The following is a 17,476-nucleotide window of genomic DNA, read 5'->3' as shown; positions in this document are numbered from 1 at the left end:
GGTAAAGATAGCTTTATGTACAAAGCCCTCTACCGCTCAGTTCTTGTCCGCTCTGACGCGGAGCTGGCGCACAGCGCGAGCTTCTCACTTCTTAACCTACTTGATTCTCTTCCCGGGGGCGGAGATCTCATCGGCTCCCTGTTCGGTGTGCGACCGAAACCGGCCACCGTCATGGGCTTGACGTTCCCCAATCGTCTGGGGCTGGCCGCCGGGTTCGACAAGAACGGCGTGGGCGTCCGGGCAATGTCCCGGCTGGGCTTCGGCCACATTGAGGTGGGCACTGTCACTGCTGAGGGCCAGCCCGGCAATCCGAAGAAGCGGCTGTTCCGCCTGGCCCAGTCGGAGGGCGTTCTCAACCGCATGGGCTTCAACAACGACGGTTCTGAACAGGCGGAGCGCAATCTGCAGCGTGCACGTCGGCAGATTGCTGAGCTTCCTGAAGATCGCCGTCCCATCATCGGGGTCAACATCGGCAAGACGAAAACTGTTCCCTTGGAGCAGGCGGCTGATGATTACCGGGTGTCGGCGTCGCGTCTTGCGAAGTACGCCGACTACCTCGTGATCAATGTCTCCTCGCCCAACACACCGGGACTGCGGGATCTGCAGACGGTCGAGGCGCTTCGTCCGATCCTCACTGCGGTTCTGGAAGAAACACGGGCGGTTGACTCATCTGATGTGCGTTCGACGCTCGGTCATGTTCCAGTGCTGGTCAAGATCGCACCGGACCTTGCCGATGACGATGTTCTGGCTGTCTGCGATCTCGCATCGGAGGTCGGCCTAGATGGGATTATCTGCACCAACACCGTTCTGGACCGTTCGGTACTCACCGGTGCGGATCGCGAACTTGCCGAGGCGGAAGCAGGCGGGATCTCGGGAGCCCCGGCTGCCGCGCGGTCCTTTGAAGTTCTGCGTTTGGTCCGCTCGCGGGTCGCGGAGGACATGACCGTCATCTCTGTTGGGGGAGTGCAGTCGCGTGCTGACTACCTCGCCAGGATTGCGGCAGGTGCAGATCTGGTGCAGGTGTACACGGGCCTCATCTACGAAGGTCCGCGCCTTGCACAGAAGATTCTCGGCCGCTGAATGTCCGGCTGCAGCTGCGGGTCAGCTGCAGCCGGCATGGTTGTCAGTTGGGGTATTCGCGCCGGCCGACGAGTGCGCGGGGAGTGCGAAGCATGCGCAGCTGAATGCTCCGCATAATCGCATAGAAGGTATTGCCGCGCTGCAGGTTTTCGGCTCCGAACTTGTCCGACATCTTCTTCTTCAGGGTGAAGTGGATGATGAAGCCATCGAGCACGACGAGGCCCAGAAGCACATAGATGACGTATGTCGAATAGGCCTGCACCTGAACGTTTTGAATGAACAGGCTCACCAGCAGGATGACAAGCGCAATGGGGATGAGCAGCTCGCCGAAGGAGTAGCGGGCGTCGACATAGTCGCGGATGTAGCGGCGCTGGGGGCCGACGTCACGGGCGGGGAGATAGCGCTCATCGCCTTCCATCATCCGTTCGCGGATGTAGTTGCGCTCACGGCGCATTTCGGCGCGGGCCTCAGCCTTGGCTGTTTTGCGGTCTTCGGGAACGAGAGGGCGACGGCGAGCCTGTTCCTGCTGGCGACGGGACGGTGTGGGGCGGTTCTTCTTCGCCTCGGGGTCCCGGTGCTGCTCGTTGGATTCTGGCTTGTCCGACATGCCTGGTTCGTCTCCTGATAATGCTTTCCGCGCGTGTATTGTGCGCGCTGCTTCCTGTGGCTGTACGGCGCTAATAGTATCGGAGCATGACCATTTCTGAATCTTCACAGCACGGAACTGCCCTGTCCAAGGCTCTGCACGAGCGGCTGGACGCCGTTTACTCGGAAGTCCTTGACAACCTCACCAAACTCGTCGCTGTGCCGTCGGTCGCATGGCCGAACGTCGATCCTCAGCACGTAGCTGATTCAGCGGCGCTCACAGCTGAGCTCGCCGAAGAAGTCGGCTTTGACAACGTTGAGATCCTGCGCGGTGCCAACCAGGACGGCAGCGAGGGGTATCCAGCGGTAGTGGCTCGCCGTGCGGCTCCGGAAGGGCAGCCCACGGTTCTGCTGTACGCGCATCACGACGTACAGCCCGCTGGCAGTCGCGATGACTGGGATACCGAACCGTTTGAGCTGACGGTGAAGGGTGACCGCGCCTACGGTCGTGGTTCGGCAGATGACAAAGCTGGCATCCTGGTTCACCTGACTGCGCTGCGATTGCTGGCGGACGAACTTGATGTCGGTGTGACTCTGTTCATTGAAGGTGAAGAAGAAGCCGGCTCTCCCAGCTTCCGAGACTTCATTGAGCGCTACCGGGACAAGCTGGCTGCTGATGTCATCATCGTTGCCGACTCCGGCAACTGGGCGGAGGGCAAACCCGCACTGACCACGAGCCTGCGCGGCATGGCGTCGCTCGAGTTCACCGTTACGACGATGAAGCACTCGGTTCACTCCGGCATGTACGGGGGAGTGGCGCCGGATGCACCGCTCGCCCTCATCCGCCTGCTGTCCAGCCTGCACAACGAGGACGGTTCGCCGGCGGTCGAGGGGCTCGTCGCCTCTGAAGAGGCCGCTGTTGAATACAGCGAGGAAGACCTGCGCCGCGATTCCGGTGTCCTGCCCGGGACAGACTTCATCGGGCGCGGCTCACTCGCCTCGCGTCTGTGGTCGCAGCCGGCACTTACCGTCATTGGGATGGACATGCCGAGCGTGGCTGATTCCTCGAACACTCTGCACGCTCGCGCCGGTGCGAAAGTGTCGATGCGTTTGGCGCCGGGGCAGGACCCAGAAGATGCCCTCGACAAGCTTCGCAAGCACCTCGAAGAACATGTGCCCTTCGGCGCGCAGATCGAGTTCGGCGCATCCGAGTTCGGCAGCCCCTGGCAGGCGGACGAATCTGACCTGGTTCTCGGCAAGGCACTCGAAGCGCTGACCGATGGCTTCGGGGAAGAAGCGGTGAAGATGGGCTTGGGCGGCTCCATCCCGTTCATTGCGGACCTGCTCGAGGTCTTCCCGAACGCCTCGATCCTCGTTACCGGCATTGAAGACCCCGACACTCGCGCCCACAGTGCCAACGAAAGTCTTTACCTGCCTGATTTCAAGCGGGCTATTGTGTCCGAGGCTCTTCTGCTCAAGCGGCTTGGCGAACGGGCCTGATCCGAGTTGTCGGCCGGGAATACTATGCTTGCCCCAGCCGTTTCCATACGTACCGTAGGCATTGCCGATGAATTGGAGTGAATATGACTGTTACGGAACAGGCGTCGCACGGAGTTGATCTTTCTTCAGCGGCAGCCGACAAAGTTCGCAGCCTCCTCGAGCAGGAAGGCCGCGACGACCTTCGCCTGCGTGTTGCTGTCCAGCCTGGAGGGTGCTCCGGCCTGATCTATCAGCTGTACTTTGACGAGCGCGTCCTCGACGGGGACGCAGTGCGCAATTTCGACGGCGTCGAGGTCATCGTCGACCGCATGAGCGTTCCCTACCTCGACGGATCCACCATCGACTTCTCGGACACCATCGAAAAGCAGGGCTTTACGATCGACAACCCCAATGCCGCTGGCTCGTGTGCCTGCGGGGATTCTTTCCACTGACGCACCTTCGTCAATGGGAATGCAACCGGCCGATCTCGCAGCTGTTTCACCGCAGCTGGAGATCGGCCGAATTGTTTCTGCCTATCGTGCCGGACTGTTTCCGATGGAACTCGGCGATGCGGGCTCAGACGGCTGCGGGTGGTGGTCGCCCAAAACGCGCGGTGTGCTTCTGCCGGGCGAGCTCAAGGTCTCTAAGAGCCTTCGCAAGTCGATGCGGGGAATGCGCATTACGTGGAACGAGGCGTTCGACGACGTCCTGGTCGGGTGTGCCGACCCCTCGCGCCCGGGTGCGTGGATCACCGACGACATAAAAGCCGTGTACACGGAGTTGGCCAGAACAGGATGGATGAAATCCGTCGATGTGTGGGACCGCGATGGCGAACTCATCGGCGGGCTGTTCGGGCTTGACCTGGGAAGCATATTTGCGGGTGAGTCCATGTTCCACAGGGAAACCGATGCCTCCAAAGCGGCCCTCGTCGGACTCGTTCGCCACATGGAGGACAGATGTGAGGAAGGGCAGTGGCTCATCGATGCGCAGTGGTCCACGCCACACTTAGAATCGCTCGGCGTGTCGGAAATCCCTGAGCTCGAGTACGCAAAAGCCGTAGAAATGCGGCTTCGCGGTCTTCGCACACAGGATTTTCTCATGCAATGAGCAGGTGAGTATGAAATTTCACCCCCGTTAGCGGTAGGGTGGTTAAGACAAAGTCAGAGTTGGGTGACTTCCGTCGGTTGGGGTCGCACCTATGAGCGCCGTCCAACACGCAGGATTCATCCGTTAGGTATCCGAAAGGCTGCACGTGGATTCTCCGAATCAGTCAGCACGCAGGTCTCCGAAGGCCTGGGCGAAGAAGGTGGGCGTCGCAGGCGCCCTGGCTTCTTCTGCCCTCCTCGCCGGCTGCTCCAACGGTGCGCCGGAGCTGGGCTATCTGCCCGCCGCTTCGAAAGGCGCGACGTCCCACACAGACGCGTACACCGCACTGTGGACCGGAGGCTGGATTGCTGCTCTAGCCGTAGGCGCCATCACATGGGGTCTGATGCTCTTCTGCATCGTCGCGTACCGCCGTCGTAAGAACGATCGCGGACTGCCGGTGCAGCTGCAGTACAACATGCCCGTCGAGATCATGTACACGGTCATTCCGATCATCCTTGTTGTCGGCTTCTTCTTCCACAACATGGCGCTGTTCGACGAGACCACGAATGACAAGACGCCGGGCGAAGAGAAGATCGAGGTTGTCGGCAAGCAGTGGGCTTGGGACTTCAACTACACCTCGCAGGACGTCCACTACGCAGGTGTTCAGGTAAACCTGGACGGTACTGAAAAGCCCGGTGAAGAAGCACCGACGCTGTACCTGCCGGCGAACACGGATCTTGAGATCCAGCTCCGTTCGCGCGATGTCATTCATTCCTTCTGGGTCCCTGCGTTCCTCGAGAAGCGCGACATGACCCCCGGCCGTGTGGAAACACTCCACCTCAAGGCCCTCAAGGAAGGCGAATACCTCGGCAAGTGTGCTGAACTCTGCGGTGAGTTCCACTCCGAAATGCTTTTCAACGTCAAGGTTGTGTCCAAGGACGAATACCTGGCCTACACCAACGAGCTCCGTGAACAGGGCAACACCGGTGTACTCGGCGAAGAATTCGACCGCACACACTGGTACTCCAACCCATACCAGAAAGAAGGTGCTGACAAATGACGGCGGTAGCTGATCGCCCCGTCGACCTCGGTGCTGCACCGAAGGTTCCGGTGAGTAAGGGCAAGGTCATCGTCAACTGGCTGACCTCCACCGACCACAAGACCATCGGGTACATGTACCTGATCGCGTCGTTCCTCTTCTTCTGCATCGCCGGTGTTATGGCCGTGCTCATCCGTCTTGAGCTGTTTGCACCCGGTATGCAGATCATCGAAACGAAGGAACAGTACAACCAGCTGTTCACCATGCACGGCACGCTTATGCTGCTGATGTTCGCAACGCCGCTGTTTGCCGGTTTTGCCAACGTCATCATGCCGCTGCAGATCGGTGCTCCCGACGTCGCATTCCCGCGACTGAACGCATTTGCTTTCTGGGTGTTCCTCTTCGGTTCGCTCATCGCCTGCTCCGGGTTCCTGACTCCGCAGGGTGCAGCATCGTTCGGTTGGACGGCTTACGCTCCGCTGAGCAACACGACATTCACCCCCGGACTGGGCGGTCACCTGTGGACGCTCGGCATCGCTTTCCAGGGCTTCGGCACGATCCTCGGTTCCGTGAACTTCATTACGACCGTGATCACCATGCGCGCTCCGGGTATGACGATGTTCCGTCTGTCGGTGTTCTCCTGGAATGTTCTGATCACCGGTATTCTCGTTCTGATGGCGTTCCCGCCGCTGGCTGCCGCTCTGTTCGCTGTTGCTGCAGACCGTGTTCTGGGCGCGCACATCTTCAGCCCGGAAAACGGCGGACCGATTCTCTACCAGCACCTGTTCTGGTTCTTCGGTCACCCTGAGGTCTACGTCATCGCACTGCCGTTCTTCGGCATCGTGTCTGAGATCTTCCCGACCTTCAGCCGCAAGCCGATCTTCGGCTACAAGATGCTTGTCTACGCGACAATCGCGATTGCAGCCCTGTCGGTCACCGTTTGGGCTCACCACATGTACGTCACCGGTGCAGTCATGCTTCCGTTCTTCGCGTTCATGACGATGCTCATCGCGGTTCCGACAGGTGTGAAGATCTTCAACTGGATCTTTACGATGTTCCGCGGTTCGCTGACTTTCGAAACCCCGATGCTCTGGTCGATCGGCTTCCTCGTCAGCTTCGTCTTCGGTGGTCTCACCGGCGTCGTTCTGGCAAGCCCGATCATGGACCAGCAGGTGTCAGACACCTACTTCGTTGTGGCTCACTTCCACTACGTGATCTTCGGTACCGTCGTCTTCGCGATGTTCGCAGGTTTCTACTTCTGGTGGCCGAAGTTCACCGGCAAGATGCTCAACGAAACCCTCGGCAAGATCCACTTCTGGATTCTGTTCATCGGCTTCCACGGCACCTTCCTCATCCAGCACTGGCTTGGAGTTGAGGGCATGCCGCGTCGTTACCCTGACTACCTGCCGCAGGACAACTTCACCTGGCAGAACCAGCTTTCGACCGTCGGCACGATCATCCTTGCAGCTTCCATGATCCCCTGGTTCTGGAACGTATGGATCACCGCACGCAAGGCGCCTAAGGTCACTGTGAACGACCCGTGGGGCTACGGCGGTTCGCTCGAATGGGCAACCTCCTGCCCGCCCCCGCGTCACAACTTCACGTCGCTGCCCCGCATCCGTTCGGAACGCCCGGCATTCGACGCGAACCACCCAGAACTTCTGGAACTGGCTGGTCACCCCAGTGACGCATACTCGCTGCCCGAAAGGAGCACCAAGTGAGGATCTCGGGCCTGATTTTCAGTGCAGGAATCTTCTTCTTCATTCCTGTTGCGTTCGTCTACGGTTACCTGACGGACTTCAAGGAACTGGTCGGCTTTCCAGCTATCTTGCTTGTCGGTCTGATGTCGCTCATGATCGGTGCGTTCGTCTTCTTGGAGGACAAGAAGATGGGCAAGCACCCGCAGGACATCGAATCTGCCGAGATCAGCGATGAATCCTACGAGTACGGCTTCTACAGCCCGTGGAGCTGGTGGCCTTTGGCCCTGGCTGCAGGCATCGGCATCTGCTTCCTCGGGGTTGCAGTCGGCTGGTGGATCATGCCCTTCGGTGGCGTTCTGTGCCTGGTATCGCTGATCGGACTCGTATACGAGTACGATCGCGGCAACCACGCGCACTGATCAACTCTGACTGAAGCGCCCCCGTGCATTGTGCACGGGGGCGCTTTGTTGTGCTTCTTAATTCCCACGTGTGGTCTTTGTGATTGCGCAGCTTCACTGTTGTCAGACGATCCCTCAGCGCAGTGAGCACACCAACAGCCTCGGAAACAACGTCGCGAACATAAAGGCCGCCTCGAGTCTTCGAGACTGTCACTGCTGCTCGTGTCAGCTCTAAGATGCCTTCACGTCTGTCTGAATTCAGGACAGCGTTCGCTTCAGCCGCTGAGAACTTGCCCGCTGATATTTTGGGCATCCATTCACGGCCCCTTTCTGGCGACCTGACACCCTTTAGCCGGATTCTTTGCCTTAGCAACAACTTCTAATGGGAGTTTCTATTGCTGAACGGTGTCTCGATGCGGCTAAAGCGTGGATTTGCTGCTGACGGGTGGGCCGCGGTATTTGCAGCCATGCAACAACCGTGCCGGCAAGAGACAAACCACAGGTCTCAGTAGGTTCTACAGATTAGGGCACATATTGGTTGCGTCCCTTAGTGTGGTGTAACGCTTTCTGATGGTGGGCCCTGGGAAATATAGGGGCGGCCACCGTCAGTAACCTTTCGACTCAACTACCACATCTCACCGAAAGGCAAGTAACGATGAACGCTGCTCCACATTCTATCGACCCGACAACCTATCTGGACGATCTGCTGGCACAGGCCTCCCCGGTTCTGATGCGTCAGATGCTGCAAGGGTTTATCAACCAGATCCTCTCCGCCCCAAGCCGACACCGTCTGCGGGGCCGAGTACGGCGTCGCTTCTGCCGCTGAGAACTTGGCCGCTGATATTTTGGGCATCCATTCACGGCCCCTTTCTGGCGACCTGACACCCTTTAGCCGGATTCTTCGCCCTAGCAACAACTGCTAACGGGAGTTTCTGTTGCTGAACGGAGTCTCGATGCGGCTAAAGCGTGGATTTGCTGCTAACAGGTGGGGCGCGGAATATAGGCAGCCATGCAACAACCGTGCTGGCAAGAAACAAACCACAGGTCTCAGTTGGTTCTACAGACTAGGGCACATATAGAGGCAGAAACGCACGGAGCCGCCTCATCTGAGCCCCGACCTGCGCATGCTCCGGCTTGGGGATAGGGTACCTATTGGGGGCGAAAAGCAGGGAACAATAGCCCACCACATCAGCCGCCCACACACAAAAAGCCGGGATATCGAGTGAATAATGATCCGGGCCTTGACCTTGAGCACAATCAGCTCTTAGCCGGGCGTCTCTAGCAGATGGCAGCAAGTCAGCTGGATGGACCTGTAGGGACCTGAATTTGATGGTAACAACTGTCGTAAGAATGACACTTGAATCCAAGTGACCCCCAACAGTCGATAGTGCGGCCAACACCCCGGCGACGGGCATGTGTTATTGACGAACGCCCCGGCGCGGAGAGCGCGATCTGAGGCCGGCAGACAAAGCAGAAGCCCCGCAGCCTCAATGGCTGCGGGGCTTAAGTTGCCTATTGTCAGTTCAGCTCTTTGCTGTCAGCTGCTTCGACCTCTTCGTGGTCGTGGTGTGCAGCGTCAAGCTCTGCCTTCGTGACGGGAGCAACGCGGTCTTCGTAGAAGAAGCGTGCAACACGTGCGCGGCGCTTCTCCGCCTTGGTGATGACTCCGTCTTCGTTGGGCTGCGCGGGGATGTAGCCCGGAGCTTCGAAGGCGGTCAGCTTCCACAGCCGGTCCTCAGACAGCGGCTTGTGGCGTTCCTGGAACTCACCGTGCGGCAGACGGATGATTTCACCCGACTCGAAACCGTGCAGTGCGATCTCCCGGTCCTTGCGCTGAAGGGCAAGGCAGATGCGCTTCGTCACGATGTAGCCGACGATCGGTCCAAGGAAGAACAGCGCTCGGAAGATGTAGATCATGTCGTTCAGCGACATGTGGAAGAACACTGCAACAAGGTCACCGGAAGCTGCTGCCCACAGGTTGATGTACCAGATGGCGGCAGCAACACCGAACGCGGTGCGCGTGGGGTTGTTGCGCGGGCGTTCGAGAACGTGGTGTTCGCGCGTGTCCTTTGTCAGCCACTGCTCGAAGAACGGCCAGACGATCATGCCGACAAACAGGACTCCGGTTGCAAGAAGCGCGGTGTTGATGTTGACGGAGATCGGGTAGCCGAAGACGTAGAACTCCATCCAACCGGGCAAGATTCGCAAAAATCCGTCGAGCCAGCCGATGTACCAGTCAGGCTGGGTACCAGCCGAAACAGGGGAGGGGTCGTACGGTCCGTAGTTCCACACGGCGTTGATTGTGAACACACCGGAGATCAGAGCCAGAAGGCCGAAGATCATGAAGAAGAAGCCGCCGCCCTTAGCCGCGAAGGTGGGCAGAACGGGTTCGCCGACAACGTTGCGGTTGGTGTGTCCGGCTCCGGGCCACTGGGTGTGCTTGTGGATCACAACGAACATCAGGTGCGCGCCGATCATTGCGATTAGCAGTGCTGGCACGACCATGATGTGCATCGAGTACAGGCGGGACACAATGTCTTCGCCAGGGAATTCCCCGCCGAACAGGAAGAACGAAATGTACGTTCCCACCAGCGGAATGGACTTCAGCAGACCGTCGATGATTCGCAGACCGTTACCCGACAGGAGGTCGTCCGGCAGCGAATAGCCGGTGAAGCCGGCTGCCATGCCCATGGCGATGAGTCCGACACCGATGATCCAGTTGATCTCACGGGGCTTGCGGTAAGCGCCGGTGAAGAACACACGCATCGCGTGGATCGAAAGAGCAGCCATGAACAGCAGAGCTGCCCAGTGGTGCATCTGACGGATGAACAGACCGCCGCGAACCTCAAACGAAATGTAGAGGGTCGATGCGTATGCCTCGGAGATCTGTACACCCTTGAGCGGGACAAACGGACCTTCGTAGATCACGTGACCCATGGTGGGGCGGAACCACAGCGTCAGGAAGGTTCCCGTAAGAACCAGAATGATGAAGCTGTAGAGTGCAACCTCGCCGAGCATGAACGACCAGTGGCTCGGGAAGATCTTCCGGCCGAACTCCTTGACGGCCTTGGAAGCGCCGGTGCGGGATTCAACCCAGCGGCCACCGGCAATCATTGCTTTGTTGTCAGTGAGTGTGTTGCTCATCAGGCGTCAGTCTCCCTCGTGTTGATCTCCCAGAAGGTCGGACCAACGGGCTCGTGGAAGTCGCTCTGGGCGACCAGGTAGCCTTCGCTGTCGACTTCGATCGGCAGCTGCGGAAGCGGACGCTTAGCAGGGCCGAAGATGACCTTGCAGTGCTGAGTCACGTCGAAGGTTGACTGGTGGCACGGGCACAGCAGGTGGTGCGTCTGGTGTTCGTACAGAGCGACAGGGCATCCAACGTGGGTGCAGATCTTGGAGTATGCGACAACTCCGTCAACGCCCCAGTCTTCCTTGCCGGGCTCAGTGTTGAGTTCGTCCGGGCTGATGCGCATAAGCAGAACAGCAGCCTTGGCCTTTTCGTTCAGCGGCTCTTCCGACTTGTGCATGCCTTCGGGCACCACGTGGTAAGCCGAGCCGATCGTGACGTCAGCGAGCTTGATCGCGCGCTCTTCGCCTTCACCGGGAACACCGCCCGGGTCGAGCACCAGACGGACGCCCTTCTTCCACAGGGTGGTGAACAGCTTGTCGCCCGGCAGCGGACCGAGGTCGCGCAGCACGAGGACGGCAGGCAGGGGAGCGATTGCAACGGCCGCGATGAGCATGTTGCGCAGAAGCGGACGGCGGGCAATACCCGACTCTTCCTTTGCCTGGTTGAGGATTTCCAGAGCAATAGCCTGGTCTTCTTCAGAACCGGCAATCGAGTGGCGATCTTCAACGACTTCGGCGTCGGGCAGAAGCGTGCGTGCCCAGTGGACAATGCCGATGCCGAGGCCGAACAGCGCAGCAGCCGAGCCGAGACCCAGCATGAGGGTCTGGAGGCGCAGGCCTGCGTGGGTGGGTTCCTCTCCCTTGGGTCCGAACAGGAAGAAGGAGACGATGAACCAGATGGTTCCGATCATCGACAGCAGGAACCACAGGGCTACCTGACGCTCTGCCGCCTTTTCGGCCAGTGGTTCAGCGTCGGTGATCCTGGGGTTGTGCTGCGGCAGGCCGGGGTTCTCAAACCCGTTCACCGGCTCAAGCTGGCCGGTGGTGCCAGTGTTGTGACTCGAGGTCATGTGCATCCTCGTCTAGTACTCGAAACGGATAAGGGCTTGGCTTACTTCGACCGGGCGGTGAGCCACACGGTGATGCCGATGACTGCGGACAGTCCGAAGAACCAGATGAAGAGACCTTCAGCAACCGGGCCGAGGGCTCCGAGCTTGAAGCCTCCCGGGGAGGGCTTCTTGGTGTCTTCGATGTAGGCGATGATGTCGCGCTTGTCTTCGGGGGTGAGGTTTGCGTCGTTGAAGATCGGCATGTTCTGCGGGCCGGTCTGCATTGCCTCGTAGAGGTGGCGCTCGGAAACTTCGCTGAGGTTCGGAGCGTACTTGCCTCGGGTCAGAGCACCACCGGCGCCGACCACGTTGTGGCACATGGCGCAGTTCGTGCGGAACAGGCCGCCGCCTGCTGCAGCGTCGCCCTTGGAGGCGTCGAGGTATTCAGCATCGGGAATTGCCGGGCCAGGACCAAGCGAGGCGACATATGCAGCCATGTCGTCGATTTCGTCCTGGTCGAACTGCGGGGCTTTCACGGGAGCCTGGGGGCCGTGCATCTGGAGCGGCATGCGGCCTGTGCCAACCTGGAAGTCGACCGCTGATGCGCCCACGCCGATGAGGCTGGGTCCGTTTTCAGTGCCTTCGGCGTTCATGCCGTGGCAGGTTGCGCAGTTCGTGACGAACAGCTTCTGACCGGCGTCGATCTGGTCAGCGGAGTATTCGTCTGCGTTGGCATCGCTTCCGCCGGTGAACAGCGCGTATGCCCCGCCGGTGAACAGCAGTCCGACCAGCAGGAGAACAACGAGCGCCATGGGGTGCCGGCGGCGTTCTGCAAGAAACTTCACGAGTCTTGTCCTTTACTAAATTTTCGCTGCGGGTGTGCGGGTCGTCCGCTTACTGGAGCAGGTAGATGATTGCGAACAGCGCAACCCAAACGATGTCGACGAAGTGCCAGTAGTAGGAAACACAAACTGCAAACGTCGATTCGCGGTGGCCGAAGCGCTTAGCCCCGTAGGCGCGTCCGATGACGAACAGGAACGCGATGAGTCCGCCGATGACGTGCAGACCGTGGAATCCGGTCGTCATGTAGAAGACGGAGCCGTAGGCGTTCGAGTTGATTGCTACGCCTTCGGAGACGAGCGTTGCGTACTCCATGACCTGACCGCCGACGAAGATCGAGCCGAGGATGAACGAGAGGAAGTACCACTCGATCATGCCCCACTGGCCGATGGCGAACAGACCCTTGCCCTCCGGGCGGCGAGGCTTGAAGTGCTCAGCGTGGTGAACGCCGATCTGGCAGGTCACGGAAGACAGGACCAGGATCGAAGTGTTCACGAGCGCGAAGGGCACTTCGAGCTTGGGCGTTTCCGCTGCCCACATGTCGGGAACCACGGAGCGGATCGTGAAGTACATGGCGAAGAGCGCGGCGAAGAACATCAGCTCGCTCGCAAGCCACACGATGAACCCGATGGTTGTCGTGTTCGGCCTGCTGATCACGGGATGAACCGGCGCTGTTTGAGATGAAGCTGCAGTTGACACACCACGATTATTACCCAGTCCGCAGGTGAATTTCATCTTTCACTCAGGATTCACTCATTAATTGAGATTTCAATACCCATCTTTCGGCGAGTTGGCGCGGTTTGTGAAGATTTACTCGATGCGGCACCCGGCCTTGCCTGCGTGTCGCACTACTGTGGTGCGTATCACTCACATTAGGTTCTGTTTATGTTTGGCGATAGTTTCACCCGTTTCGTTCACCAGCCACGACCAAGTGCCTGTTTTATGAGGTATGGGAGTCGCGGCATGGAGAGCTCAGAATCCTTGGCTTTTCATCATCTGATTGCGTGCGTGCCAGGCCGGGAACATGCTGTACCTTTCACGCCGATAGACTGACCGCGTTTGTCCCGCCGTACAGATTGCCCAGCAGAAAGGCACAGTTATGACCGTTCCCTTCACCGCGAACGAAAGCAGCGTCATGAAGGACGTGCGTAACTGGTCGGACCTCATTGTGGGACTCATGGATCACCGGCACATGGACCGAGGCACCGCGGCGTGGGCCATGGACCAGATCATGTCCGGTGACGTCCCCGACGTCACGATGGCCGCGTTCCTGGTAGCCCACCACGGCAAGGGCGAAACCGTCGAAGAGATCACGGGTCTTGTGTCGGCGATGATGGAGCACGCCGTTTCCATCGAAGGTCTCGACGGCTATGTCGACATCGTCGGCACCGGCGGCGACCGGGCCAAGACGGTGAACATCTCATCGACAGCTTCGTTCGTCATCGCCGGAACCGGGGTGCCGGTGGCAAAGCACGGAAACCGGGCCACCTCCTCGGCCTCGGGGTCGGCTGATGTTTTTGAACACCTTGGGCTGGCCCTGGACCTGACCCCGGAGGAGACTGCAGCGGTTGCCCAGAAAGTCGGCATGGCGTTCTTGTTTGCGAACGTCTACCACCCGTCTATGCGCTTCATCGCCCCTGTGCGCAAGCAGATTGCAGTGCCCAGTGCGTTCAACATCCTCGGCCCGCTCGCCAATCCGGCCGGCACGCGTTCGACCGCCATCGGCGTGTCGGATCCTGCTATGGCGCCGCTTATTGCGGGTGTGCTTGCTGAACGCGGCGATTCCGCTTTGGTCTTCCGTTCGCAGGACGGTCTTGACGAACTGTCCAACACCGCAGTCAACGACGTGTGGGAAGTGCGCGGCGGACAGATTGAGCACTCGGTATTCGATGCGACGTCGCTGGGCATTGCGCGTGTGACCAAGGACGACCTGCGCGGCGGCGATCCCGCATACAACGCCTCCGTTATCCGCCGCACCCTGGACGGCGAGGCCGGGCCTGTGCGAGATGCTGTGCTGCTCAATGCCGCGGCGGCGCTCGTGGCCGCTTCTGATGACGCCGAGGCGCCGCTTGCCGACCGCTTGTCGGCTCAGTTCCAGCGTGCTCAGGAAACGCTTGATGCCGGAAAGGCCGCGGCGAAGCTCGACCAGCTGGTTGAAGAGTCAGCCGCCGCGTCCGCTTGAGCCCAGCTGCGCTGAGGCATAGCTGAAACCTGTTCGCGGCAAAAGCAGAGGTGCCGTGGAACTGATGAGTACGGTTCCCTCTGCGTACAGCCACCCTGACAGAAGCGTGTGCTCTTCCAGCAGCGTGTGCTGATCAGGTTCAACGTGGGCGGCTGTCGCTTCGATCGCCTGTGCCGCGCTGAGCACGCCAGAGGTTTTTGCAGCAGTTTCTGATGCGGCCAGCCGTCCCCAGCGGATGAGCGCCAGTTCCCAGCTTCCGTCAGGTTGCGGGCGCGCAGCGGTTATCTGCTCGGTGTCCTTAAGCAGGTCTGCTGCTTCTGCCCGTGCTTGGACGCGCAGCATGTGCACTGCCGCATCCAGTGTTTCCCCGGCAGTTTCAAAGCGCTGATTCTGGGACAGCTGCCGCAGCCTTCCACGCAGCTGTTGGCTGAAATCGGACGTATTACCCGCTGCGAACTGCTCAAGCCCGCTTATGGCGTCCTGGTACGCCTGTTCGTCCGTTACACCAGAGCATGGGCCGCCGCACGCGTCGACCTGGCTGGCTGCGCACGGCCTGAACTTTTCGGACCGGGGGTTCTGAGTGCAGGTTTTCAGGGGATACAGCTGTTCCAACACCTGCTTGGCCTGGAGTGCGCTCTTGTGCGACGAAAAAGGGCCGGCGACCAGTAGATTTCGGGGTGGTCGAGAGCGTACTGCTGACAGCCGGGGAAACGCCTCGTCGGTGAACTTCAGCCACGTTTGGCGTTCTGGTCTCTTCGATCGCCGGTTGTAGGGAGGGGCGAGTTCGCCGATGAGCCGCACTTCGCGCACCGCGGCCTCGATTTCTGTTGCGCAGGGGATTGTGGTGACTTCCTGTGCGGCTGTCACCATTTCCGTCATGCGCCCTCGAGTTTCTCCGGCAGTGAAGTACGAGCGGACACGCGAGCGCATGTCGCGTGATTTTCCGATGTAGAGAACACGGCGCGCCCCGTCGAGGAACATGTAGACGCCGGGAGCTGAGGGAACATTTTCTGCCAAGTGCAGTTTCGTGCGCCTGCGGCCAAGCCCTTTGGGCTTGATCGACAGCAGTTCTTCGAGCGTTGTGACACCGTAGCCGCCCAGACGGTCGAAGAGGTGGTGGAGGAGCTCCGTCGTTGCTCGAGCATCTGCGAGTGCCCTGTGTTCGGGGTCAGTCGCTGTGCCGAAGTGCTGTGCGAGTGTCCCGAGCTTGTGATTGCGCACTTCCGTTTTGGGAAGCAGGCGCCTGGCGAGTGTGAGTGTGTCGACGACGGGAAAGCCAGGCCACGGATACTCGTGTTCTTCGCAGGCTCGCCTGAGAATGCCGATGTCGAACGGCGCATTGTGGGCAACTAAGACCGTGCCTCGTGCGAATTCCAAAAACGACGGCAGCACCGCCCTCATTTCCGGTGCTGTGACCACCATGGAATTGCTGATGCCGGTCAGTCGCTGCACAAACGGCGATATGGCCTGGCCGGCTGGATTGACGAGTGTCTGGAATTCTCCGTCGATTCTTCCGCCGCGAACGCGGACGGCGCCGATCTCTGTGACGTTGCCGCCGGCGCGGTCTGCTCCGGTGGTTTCGAAATCGAGCACCGTGAACGTGACGTCGCTTAGATCAGTGCCGATGTCGGCGATGCTCAGCTGGCCGGAACGTGCGGGTTCCGGGAGATCGAAGCCGGGAAATTCCTTCATTCCGGAATCGTCTCACTTGGCACTGACACGGAGATTCACACCTGCGCGCCGTCGTCAAAGCGGTCGGTGCGGGACTGGGGGAGGAACAGTATCAATGCAACCGCGCCTCCTGCGGCACACACGATGAAGAACGCGGTCACAAGTCCCGGTGCCGAGCGAAAGAACAGCGCGGTCAGGACTAGCCCGATGATCCCGAGCAGAAATGCGGCTGTGGATACGACGAGCCCTGGCCGAGCTGCGCGAATGCCGATCTTAGGCGCTGGGGGAGCCGTCCAGCCATCCTGCTCTGCGAGGTAGTCGGCAGTTTCTGAAGCAGGGACCTCGGAATTGACCGCGTCGAAATCGCTGTAGCCGGACATGATCGAGTCCCATTGCTCATCGGTGACCTTCTCATCCTGGTTCAGCCGATCCCACTCGGGTCCGTCTTCGTCACGCGCCACGGGATTCCTCCTGCAGCTGACGGATGACGGCGGTCAGCTCTTCTTCGATCTTGCCTGCGTCATAATCGAGGGTTGCAACGTGATTGCTCATGGGCAGCGGAACGGTTCTCATCGGTCCGCGCACACCTTGGCGCACACAGTTCCACGAACGCGGTTCCACCACATCGTCGGTCCCGGATAGGAAATAGGTGATCGGTGCGTGCACCCGCCACAGTTCGGAGCGCACGACCCGGATACCTCGGTACAGTTCACCGACGCTTGGCAGAGGCACCTGCGGGTACGCCTGTTCGTCCTGTCCGGGCTTGTTGATTGCGTTCTCAATCCCCGACACCCGTTTGATGAATGTGGACAGCGCACCGGCAAAAGGCGCGAAGGGGCTGTCGACATAGACGGCCGGGTTGATGAGACCGACGTGTGCAATGTCTGAGCGTTTGGCCGCAGTGTGCAGACTGAGGGCCCCGCCCATTGACAATCCGATGATGACGATTTCATCGCACTCGGTGCGCAGTTCGTCAGCGGCCTGGTCGACTGCTTCACTCCACTGCTGCCACGTGCTGGCAGCCATGTCCTTCAGATTCGTGCCGTGTCCGGGCAGCAGCGGAACAGAGGTCGGCGCGCCGGTGCTGGCGTGGAGTGCTTGCGCAAGTGGTCTCATCGCGGCGGGGGAGCCGGTGAAGCCGTGAACGGCGAGAATCCCGACGTCACCTGAGCCGTTCAGGCGGAGGGGCTGCGTCAAGTCTGTTGCGTGCTGGGCGGTCATGTTTCCAGGATGCCACA

General features: G+C 59.9%; 16 protein-coding genes and 1 pseudogene. 9 read left to right on the top strand and 8 right to left on the bottom strand.

Annotated elements, in window-relative coordinates; translation table 11 throughout:
* Positions 1-15 precede the first annotated feature (15 nt).
* Positions 16-1,080 carry a quinone-dependent dihydroorotate dehydrogenase gene (locus tag Bravens_RS06415; protein ID WP_062021505.1) on the top strand — a complete coding sequence of 355 codons (1,065 nt, stop codon included), beginning with the start codon at positions 16-18 and terminating at the stop codon, positions 1,078-1,080.
* Positions 1,081-1,123: 43 nt separating this feature from the next.
* Here Bravens_RS06415 and Bravens_RS06410 read toward each other — a convergent pair whose 3' ends face one another.
* The gene (locus Bravens_RS06410) at positions 1,124-1,687 is read right to left on the bottom strand and encodes a DUF3043 domain-containing protein (RefSeq protein WP_062021502.1); all 564 of its coding nucleotides are present in this window, start codon (positions 1,685-1,687) and stop codon (positions 1,124-1,126) included.
* 86 nt (positions 1,688-1,773) lie between these two features.
* Here Bravens_RS06410 and Bravens_RS06405 point away from each other — a divergent pair, with 86 nt between their 5' ends.
* From Bravens_RS06405 to Bravens_RS10560, 7 genes and pseudogenes are all read left to right on the top strand, one after another.
* Positions 1,774-3,165 (top strand): dipeptidase, encoded by a 1,392-nt coding sequence (locus Bravens_RS06405; protein WP_062021501.1) that lies wholly within the window; start codon positions 1,774-1,776, stop codon positions 3,163-3,165.
* An 83-nt stretch (positions 3,166-3,248) separates the two neighbouring features.
* Positions 3,249-3,596 (top strand): HesB/IscA family protein, encoded by a 348-nt coding sequence (locus tag Bravens_RS06400; RefSeq protein ID WP_019174957.1) that lies wholly within the window; start codon positions 3,249-3,251, stop codon positions 3,594-3,596.
* Positions 3,597-3,609: 13 nt separating this feature from the next.
* Complete coding sequence (gene aat, locus Bravens_RS06395) at positions 3,610-4,251, top strand: leucyl/phenylalanyl-tRNA--protein transferase (protein ID WP_244878131.1); 642 nt, start codon at positions 3,610-3,612, stop codon at positions 4,249-4,251.
* Positions 4,252-4,396: 145 nt separating this feature from the next.
* Positions 4,397-5,290 (top strand): aa3-type cytochrome oxidase subunit II, encoded by an 894-nt coding sequence (gene ctaC / locus Bravens_RS06390; RefSeq protein WP_062021498.1) that lies wholly within the window; start codon positions 4,397-4,399, stop codon positions 5,288-5,290.
* Complete coding sequence (gene ctaD / locus Bravens_RS06385) at positions 5,287-6,990, top strand: aa3-type cytochrome oxidase subunit I (RefSeq protein WP_062021495.1); 1,704 nt, start codon at positions 5,287-5,289, stop codon at positions 6,988-6,990. Before ctaC ends, ctaD begins: the two co-directional genes overlap by 4 nt.
* A complete protein-coding gene (locus Bravens_RS06380; RefSeq protein WP_019174961.1) occupies positions 6,987-7,388 on the top strand; it encodes a cytochrome c oxidase subunit 4 in 402 nt (133 codons plus the stop codon). The genes ctaD and Bravens_RS06380 overlap by 4 nt, the downstream gene beginning before the upstream one ends.
* Positions 7,389-8,022: 634 nt before the next feature.
* A pseudogene (locus Bravens_RS10560) lies at positions 8,023-8,185 on the top strand (IS256 family transposase); the annotation flags it as partial.
* Positions 8,186-8,885: 700 nt separating this feature from the next.
* On the opposite strand, the gene qcrB reads toward Bravens_RS10560, so the two are convergent.
* Genes qcrB through ctaE form a run of 4 tightly spaced genes read right to left on the bottom strand, consistent with a single transcriptional unit; the run spans position 8,886 to position 13,120 of the window.
* Complete coding sequence (qcrB, locus tag Bravens_RS06370; RefSeq protein ID WP_062021489.1) at positions 8,886-10,511, bottom strand: cytochrome bc1 complex cytochrome b subunit; 1,626 nt, start codon at positions 10,509-10,511, stop codon at positions 8,886-8,888.
* Positions 10,511-11,566 (bottom strand): cytochrome bc1 complex Rieske iron-sulfur subunit, encoded by a 1,056-nt coding sequence (gene qcrA / locus Bravens_RS06365; protein WP_019174964.1) that lies wholly within the window; start codon positions 11,564-11,566, stop codon positions 10,511-10,513. Before qcrA ends, qcrB begins: the two co-directional genes overlap by 1 nt.
* A gap of 41 nt (positions 11,567-11,607) precedes the next feature.
* Positions 11,608-12,390: a cytochrome bc1 complex diheme cytochrome c subunit gene (qcrC, locus tag Bravens_RS06360; protein WP_019174965.1), complete on the bottom strand. Its 783-nt coding sequence runs from the start codon at positions 12,388-12,390 to the stop codon at positions 11,608-11,610.
* Positions 12,391-12,439: 49 nt separating this feature from the next.
* Positions 12,440-13,120 carry an aa3-type cytochrome oxidase subunit III gene (ctaE, locus tag Bravens_RS06355; RefSeq protein WP_176745671.1) on the bottom strand — a complete coding sequence of 227 codons (681 nt, stop codon included), beginning with the start codon at positions 13,118-13,120 and terminating at the stop codon, positions 12,440-12,442.
* 364 nt (positions 13,121-13,484) lie between these two features.
* Between ctaE and trpD the strand changes: the two genes are divergently transcribed.
* Complete coding sequence (gene trpD / locus Bravens_RS06350) at positions 13,485-14,567, top strand: anthranilate phosphoribosyltransferase (protein WP_062021486.1); 1,083 nt, start codon at positions 13,485-13,487, stop codon at positions 14,565-14,567.
* Here trpD and Bravens_RS06345 read toward each other — a convergent pair.
* Genes Bravens_RS06345 through Bravens_RS06335 form a run of 3 tightly spaced genes read right to left on the bottom strand, consistent with a single transcriptional unit; the run spans position 14,547 to position 17,435 of the window.
* Positions 14,547-16,259, bottom strand: coding sequence for a DEDD exonuclease domain-containing protein (locus Bravens_RS06345; protein ID WP_062021483.1), 1,713 nt, complete (start codon positions 16,257-16,259; stop codon positions 14,547-14,549). The genes trpD and Bravens_RS06345 overlap by 21 nt on opposite strands.
* A gap of 35 nt (positions 16,260-16,294) precedes the next feature.
* Positions 16,295-16,699, bottom strand: a complete 405-nt coding sequence (locus Bravens_RS06340) for a hypothetical protein (protein ID WP_062021480.1) — start codon at positions 16,697-16,699, stop codon at positions 16,295-16,297.
* Positions 16,689-17,435 carry an alpha/beta hydrolase gene (locus Bravens_RS06335; protein WP_167346395.1) on the bottom strand — a complete coding sequence of 249 codons (747 nt, stop codon included), beginning with the start codon at positions 17,433-17,435 and terminating at the stop codon, positions 16,689-16,691. Before Bravens_RS06335 ends, Bravens_RS06340 begins: the two co-directional genes overlap by 11 nt.
* Between the last annotated feature and the right edge of the window lie 41 nt (positions 17,436-17,476).

It is taken from the genome of Brevibacterium ravenspurgense, assembly GCF_001584615.1.
Taxonomy (GTDB): Bacteria; Actinomycetota; Actinomycetes; order Actinomycetales; family Brevibacteriaceae; genus Brevibacterium; species Brevibacterium ravenspurgense.
This window is presented reverse-complemented; position numbering and strand designations above follow the sequence as displayed.

What these genes read in the sequence shown, in the direction of transcription:
- trpD (WP_062021486.1), top strand. Translation starts at nt 13,485, where the DNA reads ATGACCGTTCCCTTCACCGCGAACGAAAGCAGCGTCATGAAGGACGTG.
- qcrA (WP_019174964.1), bottom strand. Translation starts at nt 11,566, where the DNA reads ATGACCTCGAGTCACAACACTGGCACCACCGGCCAGCTTGAGCCGGTG.
- Bravens_RS06345 (WP_062021483.1), bottom strand. Translation starts at nt 16,259, where the DNA reads ATGAAGGAATTTCCCGGCTTCGATCTCCCGGAACCCGCACGTTCCGGC.
- Bravens_RS06415 (WP_062021505.1), top strand. Translation starts at nt 16, where the DNA reads ATGTACAAAGCCCTCTACCGCTCAGTTCTTGTCCGCTCTGACGCGGAG.
- aat (WP_244878131.1), top strand. Translation starts at nt 3,610, where the DNA reads ATGGGAATGCAACCGGCCGATCTCGCAGCTGTTTCACCGCAGCTGGAG.
- ctaE (WP_176745671.1), bottom strand. Translation starts at nt 13,120, where the DNA reads ATGAAATTCACCTGCGGACTGGGTAATAATCGTGGTGTGTCAACTGCA.
- Bravens_RS06400 (WP_019174957.1), top strand. Translation starts at nt 3,249, where the DNA reads ATGACTGTTACGGAACAGGCGTCGCACGGAGTTGATCTTTCTTCAGCG.
- qcrB (WP_062021489.1), bottom strand. Translation starts at nt 10,511, where the DNA reads ATGAGCAACACACTCACTGACAACAAAGCAATGATTGCCGGTGGCCGC.
- Bravens_RS06405 (WP_062021501.1), top strand. Translation starts at nt 1,774, where the DNA reads ATGACCATTTCTGAATCTTCACAGCACGGAACTGCCCTGTCCAAGGCT.
- ctaD (WP_062021495.1), top strand. Translation starts at nt 5,287, where the DNA reads ATGACGGCGGTAGCTGATCGCCCCGTCGACCTCGGTGCTGCACCGAAG.
- Bravens_RS06410 (WP_062021502.1), bottom strand. Translation starts at nt 1,687, where the DNA reads ATGTCGGACAAGCCAGAATCCAACGAGCAGCACCGGGACCCCGAGGCG.